General features: G+C 54.7%; 20 protein-coding genes. 11 read left to right on the top strand and 9 right to left on the bottom strand.

Features of this window, described 5'->3' with window-relative positions:
* Nucleotides 1-11: 11 nt before the first annotated feature.
* Complete coding sequence (locus tag AC2FLU_RS19240) at nt 12-1,211, bottom strand: methionine gamma-lyase (RefSeq protein ID WP_496716376.1); 1,200 nt, start codon at nt 1,209-1,211, stop codon at nt 12-14.
* 116 nt (nt 1,212-1,327) lie between these two features.
* On the opposite strand from AC2FLU_RS19240, the gene AC2FLU_RS19235 reads away from it, so the two are divergent.
* Nucleotides 1,328-1,780, top strand: coding sequence for an Lrp/AsnC family transcriptional regulator (locus AC2FLU_RS19235; RefSeq protein ID WP_209507088.1), 453 nt, complete (start codon nt 1,328-1,330; stop codon nt 1,778-1,780).
* Nucleotides 1,781-2,019: 239 nt separating this feature from the next.
* Here the strand turns inward: AC2FLU_RS19235 and AC2FLU_RS19230 are convergent, their stop codons facing one another.
* The 6 genes from AC2FLU_RS19230 to AC2FLU_RS19205 form a co-directional block, all read right to left on the bottom strand.
* Nucleotides 2,020-2,925, bottom strand: coding sequence for an HAD-IIA family hydrolase (locus AC2FLU_RS19230; RefSeq protein WP_480519962.1), 906 nt, complete (start codon nt 2,923-2,925; stop codon nt 2,020-2,022).
* Entirely contained in the window at nt 2,922-3,737 is an 816-nt protein-coding gene (gene phnE / locus AC2FLU_RS19225; protein ID WP_480899989.1) for a phosphonate ABC transporter, permease protein PhnE, read from the bottom strand. Before phnE (AC2FLU_RS19225) ends, AC2FLU_RS19230 begins: the two co-directional genes overlap by 4 nt.
* The gene (gene phnE / locus AC2FLU_RS19220) at nt 3,737-4,552 is read right to left on the bottom strand and encodes a phosphonate ABC transporter, permease protein PhnE (protein ID WP_209507091.1); all 816 of its coding nucleotides are present in this window, start codon (nt 4,550-4,552) and stop codon (nt 3,737-3,739) included. The genes phnE (AC2FLU_RS19225) and phnE (AC2FLU_RS19220) overlap by 1 nt, the downstream gene beginning before the upstream one ends.
* The gene (gene phnC, locus AC2FLU_RS19215; RefSeq protein ID WP_496715870.1) at nt 4,549-5,343 is read right to left on the bottom strand and encodes a phosphonate ABC transporter ATP-binding protein; all 795 of its coding nucleotides are present in this window, start codon (nt 5,341-5,343) and stop codon (nt 4,549-4,551) included. The genes phnE (AC2FLU_RS19220) and phnC overlap by 4 nt, the downstream gene beginning before the upstream one ends.
* A gap of 60 nt (nt 5,344-5,403) precedes the next feature.
* Complete coding sequence (gene phnD / locus AC2FLU_RS19210; protein ID WP_480899987.1) at nt 5,404-6,378, bottom strand: phosphate/phosphite/phosphonate ABC transporter substrate-binding protein; 975 nt, start codon at nt 6,376-6,378, stop codon at nt 5,404-5,406.
* A gap of 61 nt (nt 6,379-6,439) precedes the next feature.
* Nucleotides 6,440-7,249, bottom strand: coding sequence for a DeoR/GlpR family DNA-binding transcription regulator (locus AC2FLU_RS19205; RefSeq protein WP_480477264.1), 810 nt, complete (start codon nt 7,247-7,249; stop codon nt 6,440-6,442).
* 224 nt (nt 7,250-7,473) lie between these two features.
* On the opposite strand from AC2FLU_RS19205, the gene AC2FLU_RS19200 reads away from it, so the two are divergent.
* The 5 genes from AC2FLU_RS19200 to AC2FLU_RS19180 are packed head-to-tail and all read left to right on the top strand — an operon-like array spanning nt 7,474 to nt 12,877.
* Entirely contained in the window at nt 7,474-7,938 is a 465-nt protein-coding gene (locus AC2FLU_RS19200) for an NUDIX hydrolase (protein ID WP_480519960.1), read from the top strand.
* A gap of 59 nt (nt 7,939-7,997) precedes the next feature.
* Nucleotides 7,998-9,023, top strand: a complete 1,026-nt coding sequence (locus AC2FLU_RS19195) for an ABC transporter substrate-binding protein (RefSeq protein ID WP_480554948.1) — start codon at nt 7,998-8,000, stop codon at nt 9,021-9,023.
* Entirely contained in the window at nt 9,024-11,237 is a 2,214-nt protein-coding gene (locus AC2FLU_RS19190) for an ABC transporter permease (RefSeq protein WP_496715875.1), read from the top strand.
* Between the two features lie 11 nt (nt 11,238-11,248).
* Nucleotides 11,249-12,310 carry an ABC transporter ATP-binding protein gene (locus AC2FLU_RS19185; RefSeq protein ID WP_480554945.1) on the top strand — a complete coding sequence of 354 codons (1,062 nt, stop codon included), beginning with the start codon at nt 11,249-11,251 and terminating at the stop codon, nt 12,308-12,310.
* Nucleotides 12,311-12,877 (top strand): histidine phosphatase family protein, encoded by a 567-nt coding sequence (locus tag AC2FLU_RS19180; RefSeq protein ID WP_480519952.1) that lies wholly within the window; start codon nt 12,311-12,313, stop codon nt 12,875-12,877. It begins immediately after the preceding gene.
* A gap of 3 nt (nt 12,878-12,880) precedes the next feature.
* Here the strand turns inward: AC2FLU_RS19180 and AC2FLU_RS19175 are convergent, their stop codons facing one another.
* Together AC2FLU_RS19175 and AC2FLU_RS19170 are read right to left on the bottom strand one after the other, a co-directional pair.
* Nucleotides 12,881-13,672: an inositol monophosphatase family protein gene (locus AC2FLU_RS19175; protein ID WP_480554943.1), complete on the bottom strand. Its 792-nt coding sequence runs from the start codon at nt 13,670-13,672 to the stop codon at nt 12,881-12,883.
* A 93-nt stretch (nt 13,673-13,765) separates the two neighbouring features.
* Nucleotides 13,766-15,814 carry a dockerin type I domain-containing protein gene (locus AC2FLU_RS19170; protein WP_496809420.1) on the bottom strand — a complete coding sequence of 683 codons (2,049 nt, stop codon included), beginning with the start codon at nt 15,812-15,814 and terminating at the stop codon, nt 13,766-13,768.
* Nucleotides 15,815-16,042: 228 nt separating this feature from the next.
* On the opposite strand from AC2FLU_RS19170, the gene AC2FLU_RS19165 reads away from it, so the two are divergent.
* From AC2FLU_RS19165 to AC2FLU_RS19145, 5 genes are read left to right on the top strand one after another with little or no spacing between them, the layout of a single operon-like run.
* Entirely contained in the window at nt 16,043-19,861 is a 3,819-nt protein-coding gene (locus AC2FLU_RS19165) for an Ig-like domain-containing protein (protein ID WP_496809419.1), read from the top strand.
* A 46-nt stretch (nt 19,862-19,907) separates the two neighbouring features.
* Nucleotides 19,908-20,747, top strand: coding sequence for a SapC family protein (locus AC2FLU_RS19160; RefSeq protein ID WP_480554941.1), 840 nt, complete (start codon nt 19,908-19,910; stop codon nt 20,745-20,747).
* On the top strand, nt 20,737-22,080 hold the full coding sequence (locus AC2FLU_RS19155; RefSeq protein ID WP_496809418.1) for a TolC family protein: 1,344 nt from the start codon (nt 20,737-20,739) through the stop codon (nt 22,078-22,080). Before AC2FLU_RS19160 ends, AC2FLU_RS19155 begins: the two co-directional genes overlap by 11 nt.
* Nucleotides 22,077-24,224: a type I secretion system permease/ATPase gene (locus AC2FLU_RS19150; RefSeq protein ID WP_496809417.1), complete on the top strand. Its 2,148-nt coding sequence runs from the start codon at nt 22,077-22,079 to the stop codon at nt 24,222-24,224. Before AC2FLU_RS19155 ends, AC2FLU_RS19150 begins: the two co-directional genes overlap by 4 nt.
* Entirely contained in the window at nt 24,208-25,518 is a 1,311-nt protein-coding gene (locus AC2FLU_RS19145; RefSeq protein ID WP_496809416.1) for an HlyD family type I secretion periplasmic adaptor subunit, read from the top strand. The genes AC2FLU_RS19150 and AC2FLU_RS19145 overlap by 17 nt, the downstream gene beginning before the upstream one ends.
* Nucleotides 25,519-25,619 lie beyond the last annotated feature (101 nt).

Raw genomic sequence — 25,619 nt, 5'->3', positions numbered from 1 at the left:
GTCTCCGGGACTCAGGCGGCACTGCGGGCAGGGTAGGGCAAAGCTTGCTCTAAATCTGCAAGGATATCTTCAACGTCTTCCAACCCGACGGAAAGTCGGATCAGGCCATCGCTGATTCCATGTTCTGCTCGTTCTTCTGCAGTATACGTCGAATGGGTCATGGATGCCGGGTGCTGGATTAAGGTTTCTGCGTCCCCCAAGGACACGGCGCGCTGGATCATGTTCAGGCGGTTCATGAACTTGATGCCACCGGACAGGCCAGACTTGATTTCAAAGGCGATCATGGCCCCCGGCTGCGACATCTGGCGTCGTGCGACATCGTGCTGGGCAAAACTCTCAAGCCCCGGGAAATACACCTCACTGACGCCAGTGTGTGCCTGAAGGTAATCGGCAACAACCTTGGCGGACGCACAGTGGCGATCCAGTCGCAGGTTCAGTGTCTTCAGCCCACGCAGGATCAGCATTGCGTTGAATGGTGCCATCACTGCGCCTGTCATGTCCTTCATGCCGACAAGCCGGATCTCAGAAATCTGCTCGGCGGTTCCGACCACAAGACCCGCGACCACATCGCCATGCCCGCCCAGATATTTGGTGGCGGAGTGAAGGACGATGTCCGCGCCGTGCTCAATCGGGCGGGTCAGATAGGGGCTGGCATATGTATTGTCGACCACAACCTGCGCACCGACAGAATGTGCGATCTCTGAACTGGCGGCGATATCCACCAAGCGCATGTTTGGATTGGCTGGGGTTTCGAAGTAGACGACACGGGTTTTTTCGGAAACAGCGGCTTTCAGGTTCGCGGGGTCCGTCATGTCAACATGGGTAATAGTGACACCCCATTTTGCCAGACCGTGGCGCATGAAAGCGAATGTGCAGCCATAGAGTGTTTTGTCGACAATGACTTCGTCACCTGGCGACAACAGGGTCCAAAATACGGCGGTAATTGCGCCCATCCCGCTGGAAAGCGCGAGCCCAGCCTCGGCACCTTCCAGAACTGCAATGCGCTTTTCAAGAAGGTCACATGTAGGGTTCGATATCCGGCTATAGATATGACCTGCGCGCTCGCCGGCAAACATCTCACCGCCTGCCTCTGCGGTTTCGAAGGAGAAGGTTGAGGTCAAGTGGAGGGGCGGTGTCAGCGCACCATCATTTTCAAATGGGTTGTAGGCATGATGAATGGCGCGAGTGGCAAATCCGGTTGTGTGGGTCACGGTGGGCTCCTGATCTAAGTCGCTATCACTTTGCGCCTTTACTTTGAGCAATGGGTTGCGAATAATGCCACGTTGAAGGCCTACATTGGCATATTATGCTAAAAAATGGAGAGAAGATGGACGCCAAAGACAGGCAGATCATTCGAGCGTTGCAGCGGGACGGGCGTATGACGAACCAGGATCTTGCTGATGAGGTCAATCTGTCTCCTTCACCGTGTTTGCGGCGGGTCAAAAACCTTGAGGCCAGCGGTGTCATCAAGGGATACAGTGCCGATGTGGACGCTGCTGCATACGGGATGGCGATAACCGTCTTTGTCCGCATCCGGCTTGAGCGGCACAATGAAACAGATGTGCAGAAATTCGAAAAACGCGTTCGGATGATCGATGAAGTTCTAGAATGCCACGTGCTGACCGGCGCAATGGATTACCAGTTGCGGGTATTGGTATCGGACCTCGAAGCATACGAAGACTTTATTCGAAACCGAATTCACCCGATCGGCGGGATAGCTTCGATCGACACCAGCTTTGTTTATGGAACAGTCAAGAAAACAGCGGTGTTTCCAGCCTGAGATGGTTTGAGTTCTCGAAAGTGACCCTTAGCATTGAGTTCTAGATTGTTAGGATGCGGAAAAACCAGTTTCGAGTTTCCGTGACTGTGAGTATTACCTCGGTTAGGTAAAATTCGCCGACTGGATGCGTCTCCGTAAAAGTAACATAATCATCATTACGCGAGCTTCCTGCGAATCAAAGGTGAATTAACCCAACACTGCCCGGACGCTCCTCCTACAATTCGCATTACTTCAAAATCTCAAGGTCGGGTCACAACAAAATCCGGCACGATCGCTGCCTGTTTGATCGCTTCCTCGACATCATGCCCGGCGAAGAAACCAAAATCCGAGACAAGTGCCGAAGCCACTCCGGCATGACGCGCGCCCAGAATGTCAGTATGCAAACTGTCACCCACCATCAGAACGCGGGATTTGTTGACAGGCCCAAGTCGCTGAAAAGCAAGATCATAGATATTGCCGAATGGCTTTCCATAAAATTGCGGGGCTACACCTGTCCGGTCGGCCAAACGGTGTGCGAAAAGACCTGGTTCTTTGGAAAAGCCGTACTCGCGCGGGGCAACGATATCCGGGTTGCCCACCAATACCGGGCGGGGGCGGCTTAGCAATGCCGCCTCCAACATCGCCTGCCGGGCTTCGGTCCAGGCGGCTGACCCGATCATCAGAAAACCATCAACAGATTCGTAGGGCTGCGGGTCATCCTCCAGATAGGTTAATTTCAAACCTTCCAAGTCGCGAAGACCGGCGCTGGGTGTCGCCATCAAACCCCAATGCAGCCCACGTTGGCCATTCAGCCCGGACAGCAACGTAGCCCGACTGGTGATCACATCCTGCGGCGCGAAGTCATATCCCAGTCTGGTGTATTTCTCCAACAGCGTGGCGTGGGGAAACCCAGCGGCATTCGACACCACCAAGACACGTTTGCCCGCAGCCTTCAGTGACTTGATCCGTTCGGGCGTTTCGGGGATCGCCGTGTCGCCTATATTAAGAACCCCGAACGCATCCAGAAGAAACACGTCAAACTCATCCTTAATTTCGGAAAGAGTCTCGATACGACGATAGCTCACGTCGTTCGGTTCAATATCTGGAAGGCGGTGCCGGACGGCTTCGTAAGCCTTGAAAGCCTCTTGCGCTGAGAATCCGGTCAAATGATCGCTCCTCGTACTTTTGCCGAAACCCACTCGCTGATCATGACCGCAAAAAGAATTACAATTAGGATCAGGCTCACTTGCGGCCACGCCAGAACGTTAAGCGAGGCCGAAAGCTGCAACCCGATGCCACCGGCGCCAACCAGCCCAAGCACTGTGGACTCGCGAATGTTGATATCCCAACGAAAGACTGCAATTCCGGCAAATGCTGGCAGGATTTGCGGAACGATCCCATACGCCATGACTTGCCACCGCGAAGCACCGGTGGCTGTGATCGCCTCGACCTGACCGTGATCAATCTCTTCAATCGCTTCGTAAAGAAGTTTAGCGCAGAACCCGATTGAACGGATGGCGATTGCTATGACACCTGCGAACACGCCCGGTCCAATTATAGCGATCAATAGCAGCGCCCAGATCAGCGAGTTGATTGAGCGGGTCGAGACAATGACCAACAAGGCAATGGGGCGGATGAACAACGCCGACGGGGTAGTATTGCGGGCCGCCAAAAAGGCAACCGGCACGGCCATGCACAGAGCGATGATCGTGCCCAGTGTAGCGATGTTCAGTGTATCCCAGATCGGGCGACCCAGCTGGGTAATATAATCCCATTTCGGAGGTGTTGCGCGGGTCCAGATATCGTTGGCGATACGGGGTGCGTCCCAGACGAAAAACCAGGTTGTCGATTCCGAAATGAGCTGCCAACAGTAGACAAAAACCGCTACTCCCAGAAGCCAGCCAAACCAGCGAACCAGGCTTTGGCGCGTCGTCCGCCTGCGCCAGATTTGTGTATCGTCGCGTTCAAGAACCGGCATTACTGAACCCTCGCGCGGATAATTCCCGAAAGGTATTCAAGGGCCATGACGATCCCGATGATAAGGATCAGAATGGCGGCAGCCGTATCATATTCATATCGATCAAACGCGGTGTTAAGTGTCGCGCCAATGCCGCCTGCCCCCACCAGCCCGAGAATAGCGCTTTCCCGGAAATTGATGTCGATCCGGTACATGGAAAGACCCACAAGCCTAGGCATGATCTGAGGCTGAACCCCGTAGTTGATCCATTGCAGCCATCGTGCACCAGAGGCCTGAATCGCCTCAGCCTGAACTTTGTCCATCGCCTCGATATCTTCGGCCAAAAGCTTGGAAAGAAACCCAATGGTTGCGAAAGACAGCGTCAAAAATCCTGCCAGCGGGCCAAAGCCAAAGATGGCCACAAGCAAAATGGCAACGATAATTTCCTGCAATGCCCGGCTTAACGCGACAATGCCGCGGCACATTATGTAAATTGGCAACGGGGCGATATTACGTGCAGCCCCCAATCCTATCGGGATCGAAATCAGGATACCGACAACCGAAGCGGCCACGGTCATCACAATGCTTTCCAGAAGACCGGCCCAGATATCCGACCACCGTGAAATGAAATCCGGGCTGGTAAAGGCAAGGACGAACGCCCATCCCCTGTCCAGTCCCTCATAGACCCTTCCCCAATCAACATCGATGGTCATGAAAGCCGCGATCAGGTAAGCGAAAAACCCAAGTATCAATGCCCTGCGCAGCAACGTGTTTTTGATAAAGGCCGGTTTGCGCCAACCTTTTCCCAGCATGTCGTCAAGTTCTCGATGGCTCATTCTGCGGCCTCGACATCTTCATCCTCATCCACTTTTTCGATGGTCGCTTCCCAGTCTTCCTCACCGTAAATCTCGGTCAGCTTTTCCGGGGTAAGCCCTGTTGGAAGGCCATCAAACACGATTTCGCCAAAGCGGAGGCCCACGACACGCGGAACGAACATCTGGGCTAGTGCCACGTCATGGATGTTGATGATAGCCGCCAGCCCGCGCTCCTGACACAGTTCGGTGATCAACCGCATGATCTGACGACTGGTCTTCGGATCCAGCGACGCGGTCGGTTCATCGACCAGCAACAACTTTGGGTTCTGGATCAGAGCGCGGCAGATACCGACCCTTTGGCGTTGACCACCCGACAACTCGTCCGCGCGTTTGTCAGCCATATGCAACAGCCCCACCCGGTCCAGCAGGCGGAAAGCCTCGTCCACATCCGACTGCGGATACCGCCGTAGAAAACTGCGCCAGAATCCGACATACCCCAACCGACCGGACAATACGTTTTCCATCACGGTGAGGCGTTCAACCAGAGCATATTCCTGAAAGATCATACCCATTTCGCGGCGTGCTTTCCGCAACGCACCCGACCCGAGTTTGGTCAGGTTCATGTCATCCAGAAGAACACCGCCGCTTGTAGGCTCAACCAAACGGTTGATGCAGCGGATCATCGTCGATTTTCCCGCACCCGAGGGCCCGATCAGTGCAAGCACCTGCCCTTTGGGCACCTCAAGATCGATGGCCTTCAGTGCCTGATCTCCGGTCTTGTAGGTTTTCGTCAGCTTTTGAAGACGCAGCATAAAATGCCCCCGATTAGGGTGGATAGCGGGCCTTTTCAGGCCCGCCTGATTAAGCAAGGCTTATTGGCAGGCGTAGGAGACGCCGTTTGCCGCGTCAATTTTCCGAATGACGTCCCAGAATTCCTGGTAAGTCATCTCCAGAAATTGGCCCTCGTTCGACTTGGAAAACTCTGCTTCAAGCGTCGTCCCTTCCCACTCGAAGTTGAAGAAAGCATTGCGGATTTTCTCCTGCAATTCGGGCGTCAGGTTGTAGACAGTGCCAAATCCGGTGGTTGGAAAGGTCTGCGATTTGTAAATCGTAACAACATCTTCCTCCTTGATCACATCCCGCAAAATCATCCGTGCCTTTACCGAATTTGCAATCGATGCCGCTGGATAGTCCTTGTTCGCCACACCAAGGATCGAGTTGTCGTGCTTTCCCGAATAGACGGGTTCGAAGTCGCGATCGGGCAGAAGATCAAAGTCACTTTTCAGGATCGCCGACGGTGCTTTGAAGCCCGAGTTGGACGTGGGTGACGTGAAGGCAAGTTGCTTACCTTTGATATCCTCAACCTTTTCGATGCCCGAGCCTGGGTAGGTGATGATCTCCATTTCATAACCGAAGTTACCGTCTTTTGAGGCCATAATCGTAAACGGTCGGAACCCGGCACAGTTTACTGCCAGTGGGTTGGACCCGGTGTTGAAGCCCGCAATATGCAGGCGTCCCGACCGCATCGCCTCGATCTGGGCGGCGTTGTTTTGGACCGGAAAAAAGACCACGTCCTTGCCTGTCTCAGCCTTCAGATGCTCTAGAAAGTCAGACCACGCGGTTTTGTATACGGCTGGGTCTTCGACCGGTGTATAGGCAAAAATCAGGGTGTCAGGATCAATTAGCTGGGAAGAATCTGTGGGGATATCCGCAATCAAATCCCCATCCACGTCGCAAAATCGCTCGTCCAGATCACCCCTCGGGCAATCTTGCGCCGAAGCTGTGCCGGAAAGCGACATAAGCGAAATTGCCGATGCCCCAATCAATAATCTGATGTCTATCTTCATGTTTTCCTCCCAGTCATGCGCGGTCTTTTTGCAGTCCGCTGTTCGTCATTCGTTTCAGTGTTTACGGGGCGACGAGAACATCAACCTCGGCACCGTTGATCGCGTTAAGCAATTCTCCTGTTGGTTTCGTGTCGGAAACTATGGAATCCAGGCTGGTCAGGTCTCCGACCTGAGACAGGCCTTTACGGCCAAATTTCCCTGAATCGATTAAAAGATGTCGATTTGCTGCGCGCGTCAGCATCATTCTTTTGACAGCCGCAAAACCGCGCACGGTTTCTGAAGGGCCTTCAACCGAAAAACCCGACGAGCCGATCATGCATCTGTCGACATTGAACCGAGACAGGAATTCCAGCGTTTCGGTTCCAATCGTCGCAGATTCGGTTGCCAGATATTCTCCTGGACAAAGCAAAACCTCGGCAGCCCCATGGCCGAGGGTCATTGCCACCGGAATAGAATTCGTAATCACTGTGCAAGGAGTGCCGAGATAGGCCAATGCACGGGCCATTTCGATTGTGGTCGAACCGGAATCGATCATGACCGTTTCACCATCGCGTACCAACCCCGCCGCGCTGATACCTATGCGTTCGCGTTCCTCAATCCGCGCGTTGGCTCGCTCGTCCAGACCTGGATAATGCCCTTGTGCCGGGGCAGATGCCCCTCCGTGCGCGCGTGCGATCAGGCCGTCATTCGACAGGGCGTCAAAATCCCTGCGCACCGTCTCGTTAGAGACGTTGAAACGCTGGGCCAATTCATTGATGCGAACGTGCGGGCGAAGCTTCAACTCCAGCAGTATTTGCTGGCGCCGGTCGGATTTCTTTACCCTACCCCGACCCTTTTCAATCGTTTTGGCACGTATTTTCGTTTTGGACATCCAACAACCCAATCAGGTTTCAATCCCCACCTTTGTGGGATTTCGGGCATAATGCAATAATTTTTGTTGCATAACCCTCAGTAGGTTGTGACAATTCGGAAGAGTCTAAAGCGCAAGGCAAGAATGTGTGAATTGAACCGTTTCAAAGTGAAAACCCAAGGACCACCATTAACGACTGAAGGTTATTCTGGTTGCGCTTTTGATACCGTGTCATTGAGGGCAGCATGAGCGACGGCAACATAACAGACCAGATTGCAGCGCTTCCGATGCGCTGGGACAGGGATGGAAAGCTGCGTGTTCTGATGGTGACTTCGCGCGATACAGGACGGTGGGTCATCCCAAAAGGTTGGTTGATGGAAGGAAAGAAACCCTGGCATGCCGCCGAAATTGAAGCACTGGAAGAAGCAGGTGCAGTCGGGGCAATCTCGAAACAGCCAGTTGGTCATTTTTTCTATGACAAACGCTTTGAGGGCGCGAATAGCGTTCGTTGCCGCGTAACCCTCTATCCCATGGTAGTTGAAAAACTGAAACGGCGTTGGAAAGAACGGGACGAACGGACACGTCACTGGTTTTCACCGGGGAAAGCGGCAAAGCTGGTGGAAGAAAGAGATCTCTCAAGTATTCTGAAAAATCTGACGGGCAATCAGAACGCCCAGTCTGTCATTAACAAGCTTCGAAAAGCTGGATGAGAAAGCGCCTGACAAAACAAAAAATACTGGGCGCAAAATAACCAAAGGGAGGAATGATAATGAAAAAACTTACATCCACGGCCGTCGGGTCGCTGATTGCAATAGCCGCATCTATGTCGGCAGCGCAGGCGGACAAGCTGACACTCTATTGCTCCGCGCAGGAAGACTGGTGCCAACTCATGGCGCGTAGCTTCGAAGATGCGACGGGCATCGACGTCAACATGACGCGTAAGTCGTCAGGTGAAACTTTTGCTCAAATCCGTGCCGAAAGCTCAAACCCGAAAGGAGACGTGTGGTGGGGCGGCACGGGTGACCCGCATTTGCAGGCCGCTGAAGAGGGCCTGACAATGGAATACATGTCGCCAATGCGCGACCAGCTTCATGATTGGGCGATTTCCCAGGCCGAGAGTGCCGGAAACAGAACGATAGGTATCTATTCCGGCGCACTTGGGTATGGCTATAACGCAGACTTGCTGGCGGCCAACAACCTGCCTGAACCCGCCTGTTGGAAAGACCTGCTAAAGCCTGAATACAAGGGCCACGTTCAGATGGCCAACCCGAACTCGTCTGGTACGGCCTATACGACGCTGGCCTCGATGGTGCAGATCTTTGGCGAGGATGAAGGTTTTGAGTTCATGAAAGGCCTGCATTCGAATATCAACCAGTATACCAAATCCGGATCGGCACCAATCAAAGCAGCCGGTCGTGGCGAGAACACGATTGGCATCGTCTTCATGCATGATGCGGTAAAGCAGGCCGTATCGGGTTTCCCGATCAAGGTCGTCGCGCCGTGCGAGGGTACGGGATACGAAATTGGCTCGATGTCCATAATTGAAGGCGCCCGCAACGAGGAAGAGGCGAAGAAGTTCTATGACTGGGCACTGTCGCCCGAGGCGCAGAACCTTGCTCTTCAGGTCAGCGCGTTTCAGGTGCCATCGAACAAGAGCGCGGAAACATCGGAAAGCGCGCCTGACATGAGCCAGATCAAGCTGATTGACTATGACTTCAAAAAGTATGGTTCCTCAGACGAACGGAAACGTCTGTTGCAGAAATGGGACGAAGAGGTTTCGGTTCTGCCGCAGTAAATGACTGACCAGACTTCAAAAAAGACCCGCCCGGTTCTGATCTTTTGGGTCATCGCCGGGTGGGCCGGGTTTTGCCTGCTGCCGTGGTATATGGTCGACGGCGGCCTGTGGTCATTCGAATGGCTTTTTGACGGCTACCCGTTTGACGAAGATTATGCCCCCGCTGCATTCCTGATCGCACAGGGTGAGAAGCTTTGGCTTGCCCCGCTGTTGATCGCCCTGACCTTACCCCTTCTGGTGTTGAAACGAGCGAAATCTGACCCGCTCTATGCCCGTGTTCTGATCCTTTCCGGTGCACTCGGCTTCGGCTGGTTGATCGCACAGGGCTTCGGGATTGGCATCAGGGGTTTCAATTTCAATTGGTTGGTAGCCTATTTTGGTGAACTTGGCGATCGCCAGTTCGGCATGGGCTATGGTGCAATGATTTGCGCATCAAGCTTTCTGTTCCTGTTGACCCAAGGCATTGCGGCAAGAGGTGCCATCAACGGTGACGTCTTTGTTGTCAGTGCGATTGGCGGTGTGATTACTATCGTCACCGTCTTTGTCTTTTTTCCGATCGCCAAGATGCTGTTCGCTGCTTTCGTCACTGAAGATGGCGCATATTCGATTGCTGTCTTCTTCTCAAAGTTCTTTGATGGCCGGCTTTGGGGGTTGGGGTGTTTTTATGGCGCCAGGTGCGGCGCGGCATGGAACTCGCTGTTTCTCGCCATCCTGGTTGGCTTCGTCACGACGGCCCTGGGTTTGTGCTTTGCACTGGTCGTGACCCGCTCGGGTTTCCGCTACAAGCGCATGCTGCGGGCTTTGACTGTTCTTCCGATCATCACCCCGCCATTTGTGATTGGGCTCGCGCTGATCCTGCTTTTTGGCCTGTCAGGGTCAGTCACACGGTTCGTCGCCGATCTGTTCGGCACGCAGCCAACGCGCTGGCTGTACGGAATGCCAGGCATATTCATCGCACAGGCCCTTGCGTTCACACCCATTGCATTCCTCGTTCTAATCGGCGTGGTGGAAGGCGTCTCGCCATCTATGGAGGAAGCGGCACAGACTCTCCGCGCCAGCAGGTGGCAAACGTTCAAGACAGTGTCCCTGCCTCTGATGCGCCCCGGACTTGCCAATGCATTTCTTTTGGGCTTCATCGAAAGTATGGCCGACTTCGGAAACCCACTTGTTCTGGGTGGGAATTTCGACGTTCTATCGACCGAGATTTTCTTTGCCATCGTAGGGGCGCAATACGACCAAGGACGGGCCGCCGTTCTGGCCATGGTATTGCTGTTTTTCACCCTTTCGGCCTTTTACGCACAGCGTGTTTGGCTGGGTAAGAAAAGCTATACAACCGTAACAGGCAAAGGCGACGCAGGCGTGCACCCTTTGATGCCGACAGGCCTTTCTGTTCCCGTGCTGGTATTCGCCCTTGGCTGGGCGGTGTTCACGATCATTGTCTATGCAATGATCATCTACGGCAGTGTGGTCGAGCTTTGGGGTGTCAATAACTCCCTGACCCTAAAGCACTACGTCACTGCATTCTCTGTTCGATTTGAAGAAGAGGGCATTCGTTGGACCGGCGCTGCTTGGGACAGCTTCTGGACCACCATAACCATTGCGGCAATTGCTGCACCTCTGACGGCGGCGGTTGGGCTGGTAACGGCTTACCTGTTGACCCGGCAGAGCTTTGCAGGAAAGAACACTTTCGAGTTTGGAACCATGCTGTCCTTTGCTATCCCCGGTACGGTGATTGGTGTCAGCTATATTCTTGCCTTCAACGTTCCGCCAATCGAAATAACCGGCACAGGCGTTATCCTTGTTATCAGCTTCATATTCCGCAACATGCCGGTTGGGGTCCGTGCGGGCATCGCCAGCATGTCGCAACTTGACCGCAGTCTTGATGAATCGTCGCTGACCCTTGGTGCAAACTCGTGGCAGACATTTCGTCGTATCATTCTGCCGCTGCTACGCCCCGCGATACTGGCCGCACTTGTTTACAGTTTTGTCCGTGCGATGACGGCGATCTCGGCTGTGATCTTTCTGGTCAGTGCCGAATACGACATGGCAACCAGCTATATTATCGGGCGGGTCGAGAATAACGACTATGGTCTAGCCATTGCGTATTCGACGACGCTTATCTTCGTGATGCTGGCAGTTGTTGCGTTGATGCAGCTGATCGTTGGTCGCACTCAGATCGGGCGTCGAATGACGCAGTCACGCACCAATGTTTAGGAGATTTTGACATGAGCCTGCAATCCAAGGCCGCGCCGGTACGGTTCGAGAACGTGTCGAAAGTGTTCGGCAAAAACGTTGTGGCTGTTGATAACATTAACCTTCATGTCGAAGCGGGAAAACTGGTCACGCTGCTTGGTCCGTCAGGCTGTGGGAAAACAACGACGTTGCGCATGATCGCCGGGTTAGAAATGGCAAGCTCTGGCAAGATTATGATTGGCGACCGGGACGTCACCAAACTGCCCGCAACAGATCGCGACGTATCAATGGTGTTTCAATCATACGCGCTGTTTCCCCACATGAGCGTGCTGGAGAACGTGATGTACGGCCTCACATTCTCGGGCTTTGCCAAGGATGAGGCTCGCAGCCGCGCCTTGCATGGCTTGCAATTGGTAGGGCTCAAGGGGTTCGACAATCGCCTTCCCTCCGAACTCTCGGGTGGTCAGCAACAACGTGTCGCCGTCGCGCGAGCGCTGGTTCTTGAACCACAGGTTCTGCTGTTTGACGAGCCGCTATCCAACCTTGATGCCAAGCTGCGACGCCAGGTGCGCGAGGATATCCGGGCCATTCAGCAAGACCTTGGATTGACGGTTGTCTATGTCACCCACGATCAGGAAGAGGCCCTGGCCGTCTCGGACGAGATTGTTGTGATGCGGAACGCCGCGATCGCTCAGATGGGTACACCTCGCGAGCTTTATGATGCCCCGAATGACCGGTTTGTTGCCGATTTCATAGGCGAGGCAAACCTGCTCAACTGTCAAATCATTGCAACTGACGGAGATATTGCAACGATCGAGATCGAAGGATACCGTCACACTCTGCCGCGTCGGGGTTTGACCAATGGGGCCGCGACCATCGCTGTACGACCCTCGCGCCTTGTGATTGGTTCTGATGACGGCATCGCCGCTACAGTGGCCAAGGCAACCTATGTTGGCGTGCGGATGGAATACACGCTGACCGGCGCATTTGGTCAGGTTTTTGCGGTCCACGATGATGTTGATGCACCGCTTGCACCGGGTACCGAAATCAGGATGGGGTTTGCGGGCAAAGGACCGGTACTTCTGCCTGACTAGATGCCGAATTTACTGATCATCACTCACCCCGAGGTCGTTATTGATCCGGATACCCCCATTACGGAATGGGGTCTGAGCACGACAGGTCGCTGGCGCGCCGCATCCTTTGCCGCCAGTGAAGCTATGGCCAATGTCAGCCATATCTGGGCCAGCAGCGAACGAAAGGCTCGCGACACTGGTGAGATTCTGGCTGCGCCCTTGGGGTTGCCCTTATATTTCCACCCGGATCTTGGCGAGAATGATCGGAGTGCCACAGGTTTCCTGCCACGGGAAAAGTTCGAGGCGGCCGCCGACGCATTCTTTGCCCAGCCGGACATTAGCTTTCGCGGTTGGGAAACTGCGGCCGATGCTCAGAGGCGCATTCGTCGTGCAGTGTCGGAGATCATTCGTGCCCATGGAGCCGGAGACCTCGCAATCGTTACACATGGCGCGGTCGGTACATTGTTGTGGTGTGAACTTTCTGGAAATCCGATTAACCGCCAGTACGATCAACCGTCACAAGGCCATTATTGGCAGGCAAGCCTGACAAATCTACGACCTTATTCCACTTGGTTATCAATGGCCTAGACGTTAAGCACCCCAAGCGTTCTCTGCGATTTCCAGCAAGCTTTCAAATACATCTGGCGTTCCGACGATCACACGCCCACCGTCGCGGATCATCGCGTCGGCGTCTTGATCTTCGACAACACCACCCGCTTCCGTAACCAACAATTGCCCAGCCAGACAATCCCAAGCGTTCATGTGTTCTTCCACATAACCCAGAAGTCGCCCGGCTGCGACATAGGCCAATGACAATGCACCACTGGCGTTTCTGTGAAACATGGAACCGCGCTCGATCAGCGCTGCGACCACCGGCACGACGTGGCGAGTTTCGATCCGGTTCGAATACCCCACAGAAACCGTCCCGTCCTGAAGAGCAACCCCAGAGGCCACGTGTATCGGTGAACCGTTCAGTGTCGCGCCCTCTCCACGTGTTGCCACAAAGGTTTCGTCCATATTCGGATCCCGGATCACACCGACCGCAGTGCGCCCTTCGGTGACACCGGCCAGAACAATCGTCCATACCGGTATGCCATTGACGAAATTCGTAGTTCCATCAATTGGATCAATCACCCAGTCAAACCCGCTCTCACCGGTGGCAGCGCCGTGTTCTTCGCCAAATATCCCGTCCTGCGGCCAGGCATCCATGATCTTTTGGCGAATGAAGGTTTCGACGTTTTTGTCCGCCTCACTCACCCAGTCCTGAGCACCTTTTTGATCGATGACCAGATTACTCCTGTCCAAGAAGTATTTCTCTGCAATCACCCCAGCTTCTTCACAGACCGCGATGGCAAAATCTCTGCGTTCCGAAAGACGATTCATGGCCTGTCCTTTTGTGTTTGTGTATCTAGGGCCAACATTGCGGTCCAAGCGGAAGGCTTGCAATGACTGAGTTGCAGCACCGTTCAATTCAATTCATGCCGCTTCGAGGTTGCCGAGCAATATGGACGTCATATCGGCGGTTATCACCCCGTCTATGGCAACAACATCCATTCCAGTCTGATAATCAACGTTGCTTTTTGTAATTCCCGACAAGTCCGCATCTGAATCCAAAAAGACCCATTGAGGTTCATGCGCAGTGGTTTGCCCAACGGCCACCTGCAAGATCGCCAGTGCATCCAGGGCATTGATGGTTCCATCTTGATTGATATCCGCCGCGATCAAGTTCTCCGCATCGGCAGGTCCCCATGTCGGATCGAGGCCAACCGAAATGCGTAACACTTGCAAGGCATCCAGGGCGTCGATCTCTTTGCTCGCCGTTGAATAATGTTTGACGACGTCCAGTCTTCCGGGGAAAGTGCCATCCGGAAGGTCCAAATCAAATTGCCCCTGATCGTCAGCCGTGACAGATACCGTGCCACCACCGTCAGGAGTGAACTTGATCTCTGCATCCGACAATCCGGGATTTGCAGATTGGCTGTCCACAGTGATTGGCCCAAGCACGCCATCCGAACTGTCGGGCGTCAAACCGCCGAAATCACCAAAATCAACCGGAATGTGATCGGGGCCTTCAAACCCGGCCCCGAAAATATCGGTACTGGTCAGCGATCCACCCGAAGCAGACTGAACCTGCACCACCTCGCCCCGATACTCTATCCGCGCCCCTTGAGTGGTGCTGGTAAAGGTCAGTTGCTGAGGGGACCGCAACAGCAAATAGTCGAACATGTCCAGACGGTCCACACCCGGTTGAAAATCCGTGATCGTGGTCAGACCGCTGCCCGACTGCATCACGAAAATGTCGGCCCCTGCCCCACCTGACATAGTCGTAGCACCTGTTCCGGCTATCAGTATGTCATCGCCATCTCCGCCAATCAGGGTGGTATCCAGAATACTGCCGCTCAGCATGTCGTCTGAGGTCGTCCCCGACACTGTTCCAAACCCTTTGTCCACGATCCCCAGATCATCGACAGGAACCGAAATTACAGTGACTCCAGCGTCTTGTTGCGACGTAACCAGAATCTGCAACTCATTGCCGACATGTGCAATGCTCAGCGATTCAACATTCTGCAATCCACTAGTCAAAGTGTCGGCGAAACTGTCCAGATAAACCAGCTGGCCTTCCGGAGTCAGCGTGAACAATGTAAGCCCATCGTCGCCGCCACCCGCCACGACGAATACGCGCCCGTTGATGTCCACGACCTCAAGGTCCTGCACTGATTCAAAGCGGGTCGTGAGCGAATCCAGAATATGGTCTGTGGCGCTCAGGCTGCCGTCAGCGTTCAATTGAAGCACACTGAGCGAGTTGCTGCCTGCACCCGCCACGATTACCCAGGGCTTGCCGTAGGCCTCGATCGTTTCGATGGCTGTCGGAGTCGAGATTCCAAGGGTTCCGAGGGCTGAACTGTTGTCAATCTCGGTCAACTGACCGGAAATGCTGTCGACCCGAAAAGTTGAGACTGTATTGCTGACCGCATCACTTGAGATCAGGAAATGGTCTGTTCCTGCGCGCAACGTCTGCATCGCGCCACTAGAGCCAGCAACAAGGCCAGCAAGGCTCAGCGTTCCGTCCTGATTAACAAGATATGTCCCGATTTGACCCGTTTCTTCATGAGCCATTGCTAGAACATCCATGGGCCCGATCGACACTTGAACAATGGCCGAGATATCTCCGCCTCCCGTCAGAGATCCGGTTTCAGTAAGGGTGTCCAGGGTGCCATCCGGGTTTAGGTCATATCCGACCAACCCGACCGCCATATTCACATCCAGTACAAGTTGTTCGGTTCCCGCCAGCGTTATTGGTGTACCACTGCGACCAACGTGAAACGTGATTGTGCCGCTGTAATATTCCGTGTCGACCAGTTGAGGCATCGCGCCCTCGACCAGCCTCCAGACCGCGACGCCGCCGCCCGGTCCGGCGACGGTATAAAGATACGTGGTTCCGTTAAGCGTTTTTAAAGCCGTATCGCCGATACCTGAATCGAGCGCCGCGCTCCCCGTTGCCACCACACCTTCGAATTGAAGCATCACAGCCACACCTCCTGCGCCACCCCTGGCCTTGACCAAAAGATGACCTGATGCACGGACCGAAACAAAAGCGGAATTGTGGTGAAAACGAGAAGTTCGATTTCAGATTAACTCAATTTTTCACTTTCGATCGCAACAGTAACCAGCGGGAAAGACAGATGAGCCAGCCGTTATCAGCGCGACATGTCTTCCTTTTCGGTGATCGCGGAAACCACATGTGAGGGTAAGATGACCAAAGCACCAGAGTTCAACAACCGTCCGGCGGCTGAACCTTCGGAAACGGACCGCAAGCAACACATTCGTCAGTGGATCGATGGAAAACTTGGTCGCTGGGCAGGGCGCGGCGCTGCCGGTGGGTTGATTTCAACTTTGATGGCCTTGCCCGCGTTATCACAAGTCACAATTGAAGAACTGTATGCTTTTCAATTCGCGGAAACCATTCCAGGCGTTCGCTCTGTCAAGTTGTTGAAGAATGGCGATGTTCTTCTAAAAATGGCCGATGGCCGCACAATGATTGTGGCGGCTGAAAACGTCCAGATCCTGGACAGCGGTGCCATCATGATCGCTGAGAATGTGGTTCAGGAGATTGCCCAGTTCAGCGCTGTGGAAGCAGGCGCGTCCGCAGGCGGCATCAGTGGGGCCGGCGCGGCGTTGGGCGGATTGGGTCTGGCCGGGGCGGCTGCGGCCGCAGGAGGTGGCGGCGGTGGCGGTGAAGACAGCCCCGTCGTATCCGAACCCATGCCGACATACACAAGCCTCAACCTCGCAGAGCTGCAATCCGCTGCACTGAACAATGTCAGCACCAACGCCATCGCTCCCGAAGGGACTGCGACTATCGAAGTCACAATAGGGTCACTGGTCAAAACCGTGACACCCAACCCCGATGGCAGCTGGAGCATCTCTCTGACAGCCGCCGAGGCCAGCGCGCTTCCACAGGGGGTGTCGACGGTGACCATCAGGAACCTGGATGGGTCGGGGGCTGAGCTGTCGACACAATCCGTTCAGTTTGACATCGATACGGTCCCGCCAAGCCTGTCAATCACCGGATTTTCTGACGGGCCGGTACTCAACCTGGCCGAACAGGCCACCGACCTGACGGTCACCGGTGTAACTGATGCTGAAGACGGGCAAATCGTAACGGTTTCACTGAACGGGCAAAGCTATTCCGGTACGGTTTCCGGTGGACAGTGGAGCGTAACCGTCCCGGCGGCTGACCTTAGCGCCTTGCCTGACGGCGCAATCGTAAATGTAACGGCAGACGTGACTGACGCGGCTGGAAACCCGGCCGCACAGGCCAGCGGAAGCTTTGATACGGATTTCACCGCGCCAAGTGTTTCTCTGGATCCAGTTGCGGGTGGATCAATTGACCTGATTGATGTGGCTGGTGACTTAACCTTAACGGGTTCCACCACGGCCGAAGACGGGCAAACCATCATCGTCACGTTCGACGGTCAGGTGTACAGTGGTGCTGCGACAGGCGGAAACTGGACTGTCACGATCCCCAATTCCGACCTCGGTAGTCTATCCACCGGAACACCTGCTGCAGTTGTTGTGGCGGTCGAGGACATCGCGGGCAACCCGGCCGCGCCGATTCTTGTTACTGTACCTGTGGACCTGACCGGCCCCTCAATTTCGATATCTCCGCTTTCCGTCGGCGCAGTTCTCAATGCTGCTGAAGCCGCGGCAAGCTTGGCTATAAGCGGGACAACCGCCAATGTCGAAGATGGTCAGCAAGTCACTGTCACTCTGGATGGTCAAACATATACCTCAACAGTGACGGGCGGAACATGGACTGTAACAGTCCCAGCGGGTGATCTGGCATCTTTGGCCGACGGAGGCAGCTTTCAGATTACCGCAGACGTCAGCGACGCAAACGGGCTGACAGCCCCTCAGGCTGATGTGACACTATTGAAAGACGTCACAGCACCAACCCTCAGCATCGACACATTCTCGACCGGCGCATTCATGAATGCTGCCGAAAAGGCGGTGGACCTGACAATATCGGGCGCAACGTCGGCCGAAGACGGTCAAGTCGTGACCGTCTCTTTGAACGGTCAATCTTACAGTGCTACAGCAGCCGGAGGGTCTTGGAGCTCAGTTGTCCCTGTTGCTGACCTTGCGGCCCTCTCTGATGCCGCCACCGTGACGGTCACGGCTGACGTTTCGGATGCCGCAGGAAATCCGGCGTCACAGGCCAGCAACAGTTTCACGACCGATTTCACACCCCCTACCCTGGGAATAACCGGTATTTCTGACGGCACTGTTATGAACGCTGCTGAGCAAGGTACCGACCTGATTGTCTCGGGAACCTCAGACGCTCAGGATGGAACGGTCATTACCGTGGAGGTCGCGCGCGCAGACGGAACAGTAGATATAAGCGGTACCGCAACGGTAACCGGTGGTGTCTGGACCTACACAGCCACATCGGCGGAGCTATCAGGGCTTCAGGATGCGAGCACCTACCACGTCACGGCTTCTGTTTCCGACGCGGCTGGGAATGGCAACCAAACCTCGACAAGTTTTACAACCGATTTTACGGCGCCAGCAATCACGATCGACAGTTTGCCGGTTGGCTCCGTATTGGATGTAACGGAACAAGCTACAGACCTGACAATTTCAGGCACGACGACCTCCGAAGATGGCCAAACAGTGTCTGTCACGTTTGGCGGGCAAACCTATACCGGTATTCCATCGGGCGGAACCTGGGCGATCACTGTGCCAGCCAGCGACCTAGGCGCGCTGTCCGACGGAACAAACCACACCATCTCCGCAACAGTTGACGATATTGCCGGCAACAGCTCGGTTGCGGCAAGCAGTTCGGTAACGACGGACTTTCGGCCTGTTCTGATGCTGGACGATATCGGCGTAAACAACGCAGTGGTCCTTGCCGACGCCAAGCTGTCAGGCATTACTGTCAGCGGTTCCTCTGCCGGGCTTTCAAACGGCCAGGTCGTGGATGTCTTGCTGAACGGCAGTTCCGTCGGTAGCGCGACAGTAACCGCGGACGGATCCTGGACACTGGCTGTCGCGTCGTCAGATTTCGCCGCCATAGAGGCTGGGGATGATCTTATTTTCTCTGCCCAGGCAACTGTTGCAGGAGGACCAGATCCCTTTCCTGTATCGGATCAGGCGGTTGCTCATGAGCCAGCTGCCTACGTGATCTCTGAAGTCGGGCGCAGTGGGTCAACCGTAACGTTTGCCATTTATGCCGATGCAAATCGTGACATCTCTGGTGGCCTGGCTTTTACAGCGGAGCTTGAGTTCGACTCAGCCGTTGCCACATTCGACATTGGATCAGACACGGAACACAGCGCGTTTGATTTGTTCCTGGCAAACCCAGGCACAGGTGACATCATCAACTTCGCTGGGGCGGCGACTGTTTTTTCTGATTTGTCCCAACCTCTTGTCACCTTCACGATGACAGTACAGGACGCTGCTCAACCCATTGAGTTAACGATAAAATCACCTGAAGGTGGCCCTGTTGCAATTCAGTTTGGCACCAATGGCAATGACATCCTAACCGCGGCAAACACGGATACAATCATTCGTGGCGGTGGTGGCGATGATAGTATTGACATCACCGAAGCTGGGCGGGACGTCGTTGTCTTTGAAGCCGACCCTAATAACAATGGCGTAGACAGCATAACCGGTTTCACAATTGGGTCTGCAGCAGATGTAACCGACGCCCTAATGTTCAGCGGACTGAATGTCGCCACGCTCCGCGGTGATGGTACGGGTTTCGAACTGCTTTCTGTCGGTGGCACATTGGGCATAGATACTGGATTTGTAGGCCTCGATACCGTTCTTGCGGACCTCAATGCCGTTACACTCGAAACGGCTGTAGAAAGCCTTGCCGGGGCATCTACAGGTGATGAGCTCTATGTGATGGCAACGGACGGAACGGACAGTGTTCTGATCAAAGTTGATTTCGTGACACCAGGCGACGCCAACGTCGAAACCCTCGCCACTTTCCATGGTTTGGGCGATCTCAGCGGCTTGACCGCGGACAACATCATACACACCGACCCAACCGGCGCGACCGCCTGACGCGGCTTCGAAACAAATTGGCGCCCATCATTTTCATGAGGCAGTTATGGCAAAGAATGGCTTAACCCCGATCACACGATTACGACATGGTCATCGGTTCTGGAAACGTTACACGTCGTTCGAATTCGCGCACGATATAGTCGACTGCCCGGTGGCAGAGGCAGAGATTCTTCAGGCAGCAGCCACTTTTCCAATCGCATTTTTGAAATCCGACCGGGGATTTTACCCTGTCGCAATCTTATCGATGACACCAGACAAACCGACGCCATTCGTGTCAGCGGAAGGGGATTGGCGTGCAAGCTATGTTCCTTCTGCACTGCGATGTGCACCGTTTCAATTCCTGCCACCTGAACTTCACGATAAAATCGGTGAGGGGGAGTTTGACTTGCTTGTCAACGAAAGCTTGGACTTGGTTACCGACAACCCCGAAGATGAGCCGTTCTTTGACAAAACCGGAGAGTTGGGGCCGGAACTGCAAAAAGTCCAAGCGTTCTTTCACACTCTCACAGCATCACTGGAGAACACATATCAATTGTGCCGTACGATAGCCGGTATGGGGCTTTTTTCTCCACTCGCCTGCGCACAAACGGACGAAAGCCTCGACGGTTACTTTGGTGTCAACGTGGTTGCCTTGCAGCAAGTTCCTTCAGCGCATCTGTCATTGCTCGCCATGAACGGTGGCCTGCGCCTCATATATGCCCACCAAGTTTCCTTGACCCATTTTTCGTGGCTATCGACCGCTCAATTGCGCGCCGAACAATTGGTCAACGGGTCGTCGCCAAGCGTACGATCTGATGCTTCAGATTTTCTAGAAGCGCTGGCCGCCGCCCAACAAAAAGAAAGCCTACTGGACCATCGGTGGCAGGAGGGTCAGTATGCGATTTAATGAGTATTCACTGCATCTTGTCACGCTCAGTCTGCTTTTGGTCTCGATTTCCGCCTGCACCCGCCCGCCCGATTTGACGCCAGTTGCGATGTCCTTTGCAGCCCAAACAGCCGGTGCCAGGGCAACAAAACCATCAAAAACACTCAGCCACAGCGCCTTCGGGCAGCGGGTGAAAAAGGCGGTCGAGAACAGCCCCAACCTGGCGCAAGTCAAATCCAGAATGGGCATCGCGAAAGCCAAACAAGACGCAGCTGAAGGCGCTTTTCTCCCGGAGATTTCGCTGGGGCTAAACGCACGATCTGAAAGGATTGCCTCAGATGTAGCGGATGTATCGCCGTATGTGAGGGTTTCACAATTGGTCTATGACGGAGGGGCGTCCTCAGGGGATCTGACCGCTGCGCGGGCACGTGTCTTGGAAAGCAGAGGCGATCAGATTCAAACAGCCTCATCCACTGCTCTCGCAGCTATCGAGACCTATGTACTTGTCCTCGATCAACGAAAGATTCGAAGCATCGCAGCACAGAATGTTCTAACACATGAAGAGCTTGTTCGCCAGATAACCGACCGAACAGAAAACGGTGTCGGTTCGAGTGCCGACGTTCTGGCAGCCCGGTCGCGCATGTCCGATGCGCGCACAAAGCTGGCTGATGCGCATGCGCGAACAGACCGCGCCGAAGCGCGATTCCGCGAGGTTTTCGGGGATGAGCCCGGCGCTCTTTCTGCACCAGTTCCGGCACCTGGACTGGAAAGAAGTGACATGCAGATCATAATGAACAGCCCTCAGGTTCGGCGGTCCGATGCAAGCCTACTTGCTGCCAAGGCAGAATGGTCCGCAGCGCATGCGCGTCGCAGCCCTGATGTCAGGGTCGCCGCATTCGCGAACCAGAATAACAATCGTGACGCGAACTTTGGAGTGGATCTTTCTTTCAATTACGAGCTGGACAGCACCGGCCAGCGCCGCGCTGCAATAGCAGCGGCGGAATCGCTGGTCAAAGAGACCGAGTTTGCGCGCGAGCAGCTTATCCGCGAAATAACGCGAGAATTGGGTTTTATCCGTTCGGATCAAAAAGCGGGTGCCGATCGGTTACGAGAAGCCCGGATTGCCGTGGAGGCTAACGCGGAAAATGTCGTAGCTTCCCGCGAACAATTTTCGATCGGTCGTCGTAGCCTCATTGGAATTCTGGATGCACAGCGGGACTACGTTAATGCTCAGGAACGTTTGATCCTTGCGGAACAGAGCTACTTTCTGACCAATTATGCAGCCCTAAGCCTGACCGGGGACATACTCGACCTGCTCGGGGTTTCATTGGGCGACTGGGGCAATACGCAATGAACGCATCCGACCCTGCCCCCAATGCTTCGCTGCTTACACCGTTTGAAGCCTGTCTGTTGAATATCTCGTCGGCACTTGAACGGCCATTGAGTCTCGCGGCGCTGCACGCGGCGCAAAGTGGCGCAGACGGGGATCTGACAATACGGGACATTCTCACCCTCGCGCAAAAGGCGGGTATGCAGGCGGGGTATGGGGCAAAGCGCCTTTCCGATTTGGATAACAATCTGACACCCACCCAGTTGCTGTTGGCAGAGGGTAAAGCCGTTGTCTTTCACGGACGAAGGCAGAAGGGTACTTTATTGGTCTTCGACCCAGAGTTAGGCGAAGGTGTCGGTGAGATTTCTGAAGACAGGCTGGCAGCCTGTTATACCGGTTACGCAATCCTGTTCCGGCGCCATCACGACGGCGAAGCATTGGGGGTGTCCGGTTCACATGGCGGTCACTGGTTCTGGAACGCACTAACCGCAAACCGGTGGTCATACATTCAGGTCGCGCTAGCAGCGGCGCTGGCAAATCTTCTTGGTTTGTCCACGTCCGTATTCATCATGGTGGTCTATGACCGGGTATTGCCCAACGAAGCAACGGAGTCGCTGATCGCTTTGACCGTGGGTGTGGCGTTGGCACTGTGTTTTGACTTTACCCTCAAGTTGCTGCGGGCGGGGTTTATCGACAAGGCCGGGCAGAAAGCCGACTTGTTGATGGGCCGGCGCATTTTCGACCAGTTGCTGAACATCCAGATGAAATCGCGCACGGGGTCTACCGGTGCCATGACCAGCACCATTCGCGAATTTGAAACTCTGCGAGAGTTCTTTACATCCGCGACGCTGGTGGCCGTTGTCGACCTGCCGTTCATTGGATTGTTTATCCTGGCGATCTTTCTGGTGGGCGGACAACTGGCTTTGATCCCTGCACTGGCCGTACCGGTGGTGCTCCTGACAGGTTTGGCGGTGCAACCAGTTTTATCAAGGATGGCGGAACGAAGCCTGTCCGACGGGCAGTCCAAGCAATCAGTTCTGGTTGAGGCTGTCTCGGGACTTGAAACCATTAAAACAACGGCAGCAGGCCGAAAAATGCGCGCACGATGGGAACAGGCCATCGAACAGCAATCAGCGCATGGTGCGCGAAGCCGGACTGTCACGCAATTTGCCCTGAACCTGACCGGTTTCACCCAACAGGCCGCGCAAGTGCTTGTTGTATTTCTTGGTGTTTTTCTGATCACTGACGGGCAGGCCAGCATGGGTGCCCTGGTCGCTTCGGTAATGTTGACTGGACGGGCGTTGGCCCCTCTGGGTCAACTGGCGCAGACTTTGACGCGCGCAAACCAGGCCAGATGCGCCTATCGCAACCTCAATGCGCTAATGCACGCAGAAAGCGAACGCCCGGAGGGGCGCACATGGCTGACCCGATCTGATTTCAAAGGGGCAATTGCCTTTAATAACGTGTGTTTTTCGTATTCTGACCAAAGCGAAGATACCCTGCGAGGCGTGTCTTTCACTATAATGCCTGGTGAGAAAGTCGCAATTCTAGGTCAAATCGGATGCGGGAAAAGCACGATTGCGCGCCTGCTATTGGGGCTTTACACGCCACGAGTAGGCTCGGTCATGATCGATGGGCTCGACATACGTCAGATCGACCCAGGTGACTTGCGGCGCAATATTGGATCTGTCCTGCAGGATGTCTGGCTTTTTTCGGGGTCTGTCCGGGAGAATATCGCCAGCGGTGCAGTCCGACCCAGAGATTGCGATATAGTCGAAGCCGGTCGTATTGCCGGTGTCGAAGAATTCGTGAACAGCCATCCGTCGGGCTATGACCTTCAACTCGCGGAACGCGGTGAGGGGCTTTCCGGGGGTCAACGGCAAGCAATCGCCCTTGCAAGGGCACTTGTCGGGCGTCCTCCGGTTTTGCTTTTTGATGAGCCAACCAGTGCGATGGACGTCAAAACCGAAGCCCAACTGGTTCAACGCCTGAGTACGTCAACCTCCGGATCAACCCTGGTCATTGTAACGCACAGAACCAGCCTGCTGGAGCTTGTGGACAGGGTTATCGTTCTGGAAAACGGAAAAATCGCAGCTGATGGACCCAAGAGCTTACTGACGCAGCACATGCGCCAGAAAGGGAGGCACTTGAATGTCGCAGCATCCTGATCTGGCGAAGTTGGCGCGCGAAATGCAGGGGCGCTCTCCCGTTCGTGGTTCATTGCTCTTGCTGTTGATCCTGTCCTGTATTGTCTCGGCCGGGTTGTGGGCACATTTGACCGAGTTGGATGACGTAACGCGCGTCGATGGGCGGATCGTGCCTTCGGGAGACATACAGGAGATCGACGCCGCCGAGCCCGGCGTGCTGCGGTCGCTTCATGTGCGCGAAGGCCAGTTGGTCGACAAAGGGGCATTGTTGATGGAACTGGACGCCACACAAATCGACAGCCAACTTAGCCAGGAACAACAGCGCGCTTTCGGGCTGCAAGCCCGTGCACAACGTTTGCAGGCAGAAATTGATGGAACACAATTAAGTTTCGATGCGCAGCTGATCGAAGGTGCACCCAGTGTCGTGCGTTCGGAAACTGCATTGTATCAGGGTCGACAAGCAGAGCTGGCGGCAGAAATCGCAATTTTGGAACGTCAGCGTGAACAAAAGCAGCGAGAACACGAAGAAGGTGTAGTGGATCAGGTGACGGCAGAAGAAACCCTAAATGTACTTGGGGAGGAGCGTGCAATCATTGCTCCGCTTGTTGAGCGGCAAATGGAACCTGCGACAACATTGCTGGCGTTGCGGCGCAGCGAGGCTGAGTGGCGCGGTCGCAAGGTCCGGGCCGAAGCCGTGACCAACAGGTTGCAAACTGGTTTGGATGAAATCGACGATCGGATTCAAGCTGCTCATAGCCGATTTCGAAGCGCTGCACTTACTGAATTGGCTATTGCAACTGCGGAACTGGCGGCTTTGCAACCCGCCTTGCCAGCCCTACGCGACCGGGCTGCACGAGCGCAGGTTCGCTCTCCGGTTCGCGGTATCGTCAACCGCATCCACCGAACCACCATTGGAGGTTTGGCGCGAAGTGGCGAAGACCTTGTCGAGATTGTTCCCCTGGACGACACACTATTGGTCGAGGCTTACGTAAAGCCCGAAGATATTGCATTTTTACGTGCTGGACAGCCCGTAAAGGTAAAGATCACGGCTTATGATTTTGCGCGATACGGGGCGCTGGATGGTGAAATCCTACGGATTGGCGCCGATACCGTCAAACGTTCAGAGCGGAACGACGAAGAGGTGTTCGTTGTGGAAATTCGCACGAGCGACACAATGCTCGATGGAAATGGTGTCGCGGTGGAAATCATACCCGGCATGAACGCAGAGGTTGACATTTTGTCAGGTCGAAAATCCGTATTGGAGTATCTGCTGGAACCTGTCGTGAAGATAAAAGATCAAGCTTTGCGTGAGTAAGTGCAAAATAGTTGTTTTTCCGACGCTTACAGTGTTTTTCTATCAACATCGCCTGACGCAGAGGGCGGAAAGAAATTCAGGTTCGCAATCTGCCCACCAGG

Source organism: Ruegeria sp. SAZD013, from assembly GCF_059612525.1.
The sequence above is the reverse complement of the archived record's forward strand: the minus strand, read 5'-3'. Positions and strand labels throughout refer to the sequence as shown.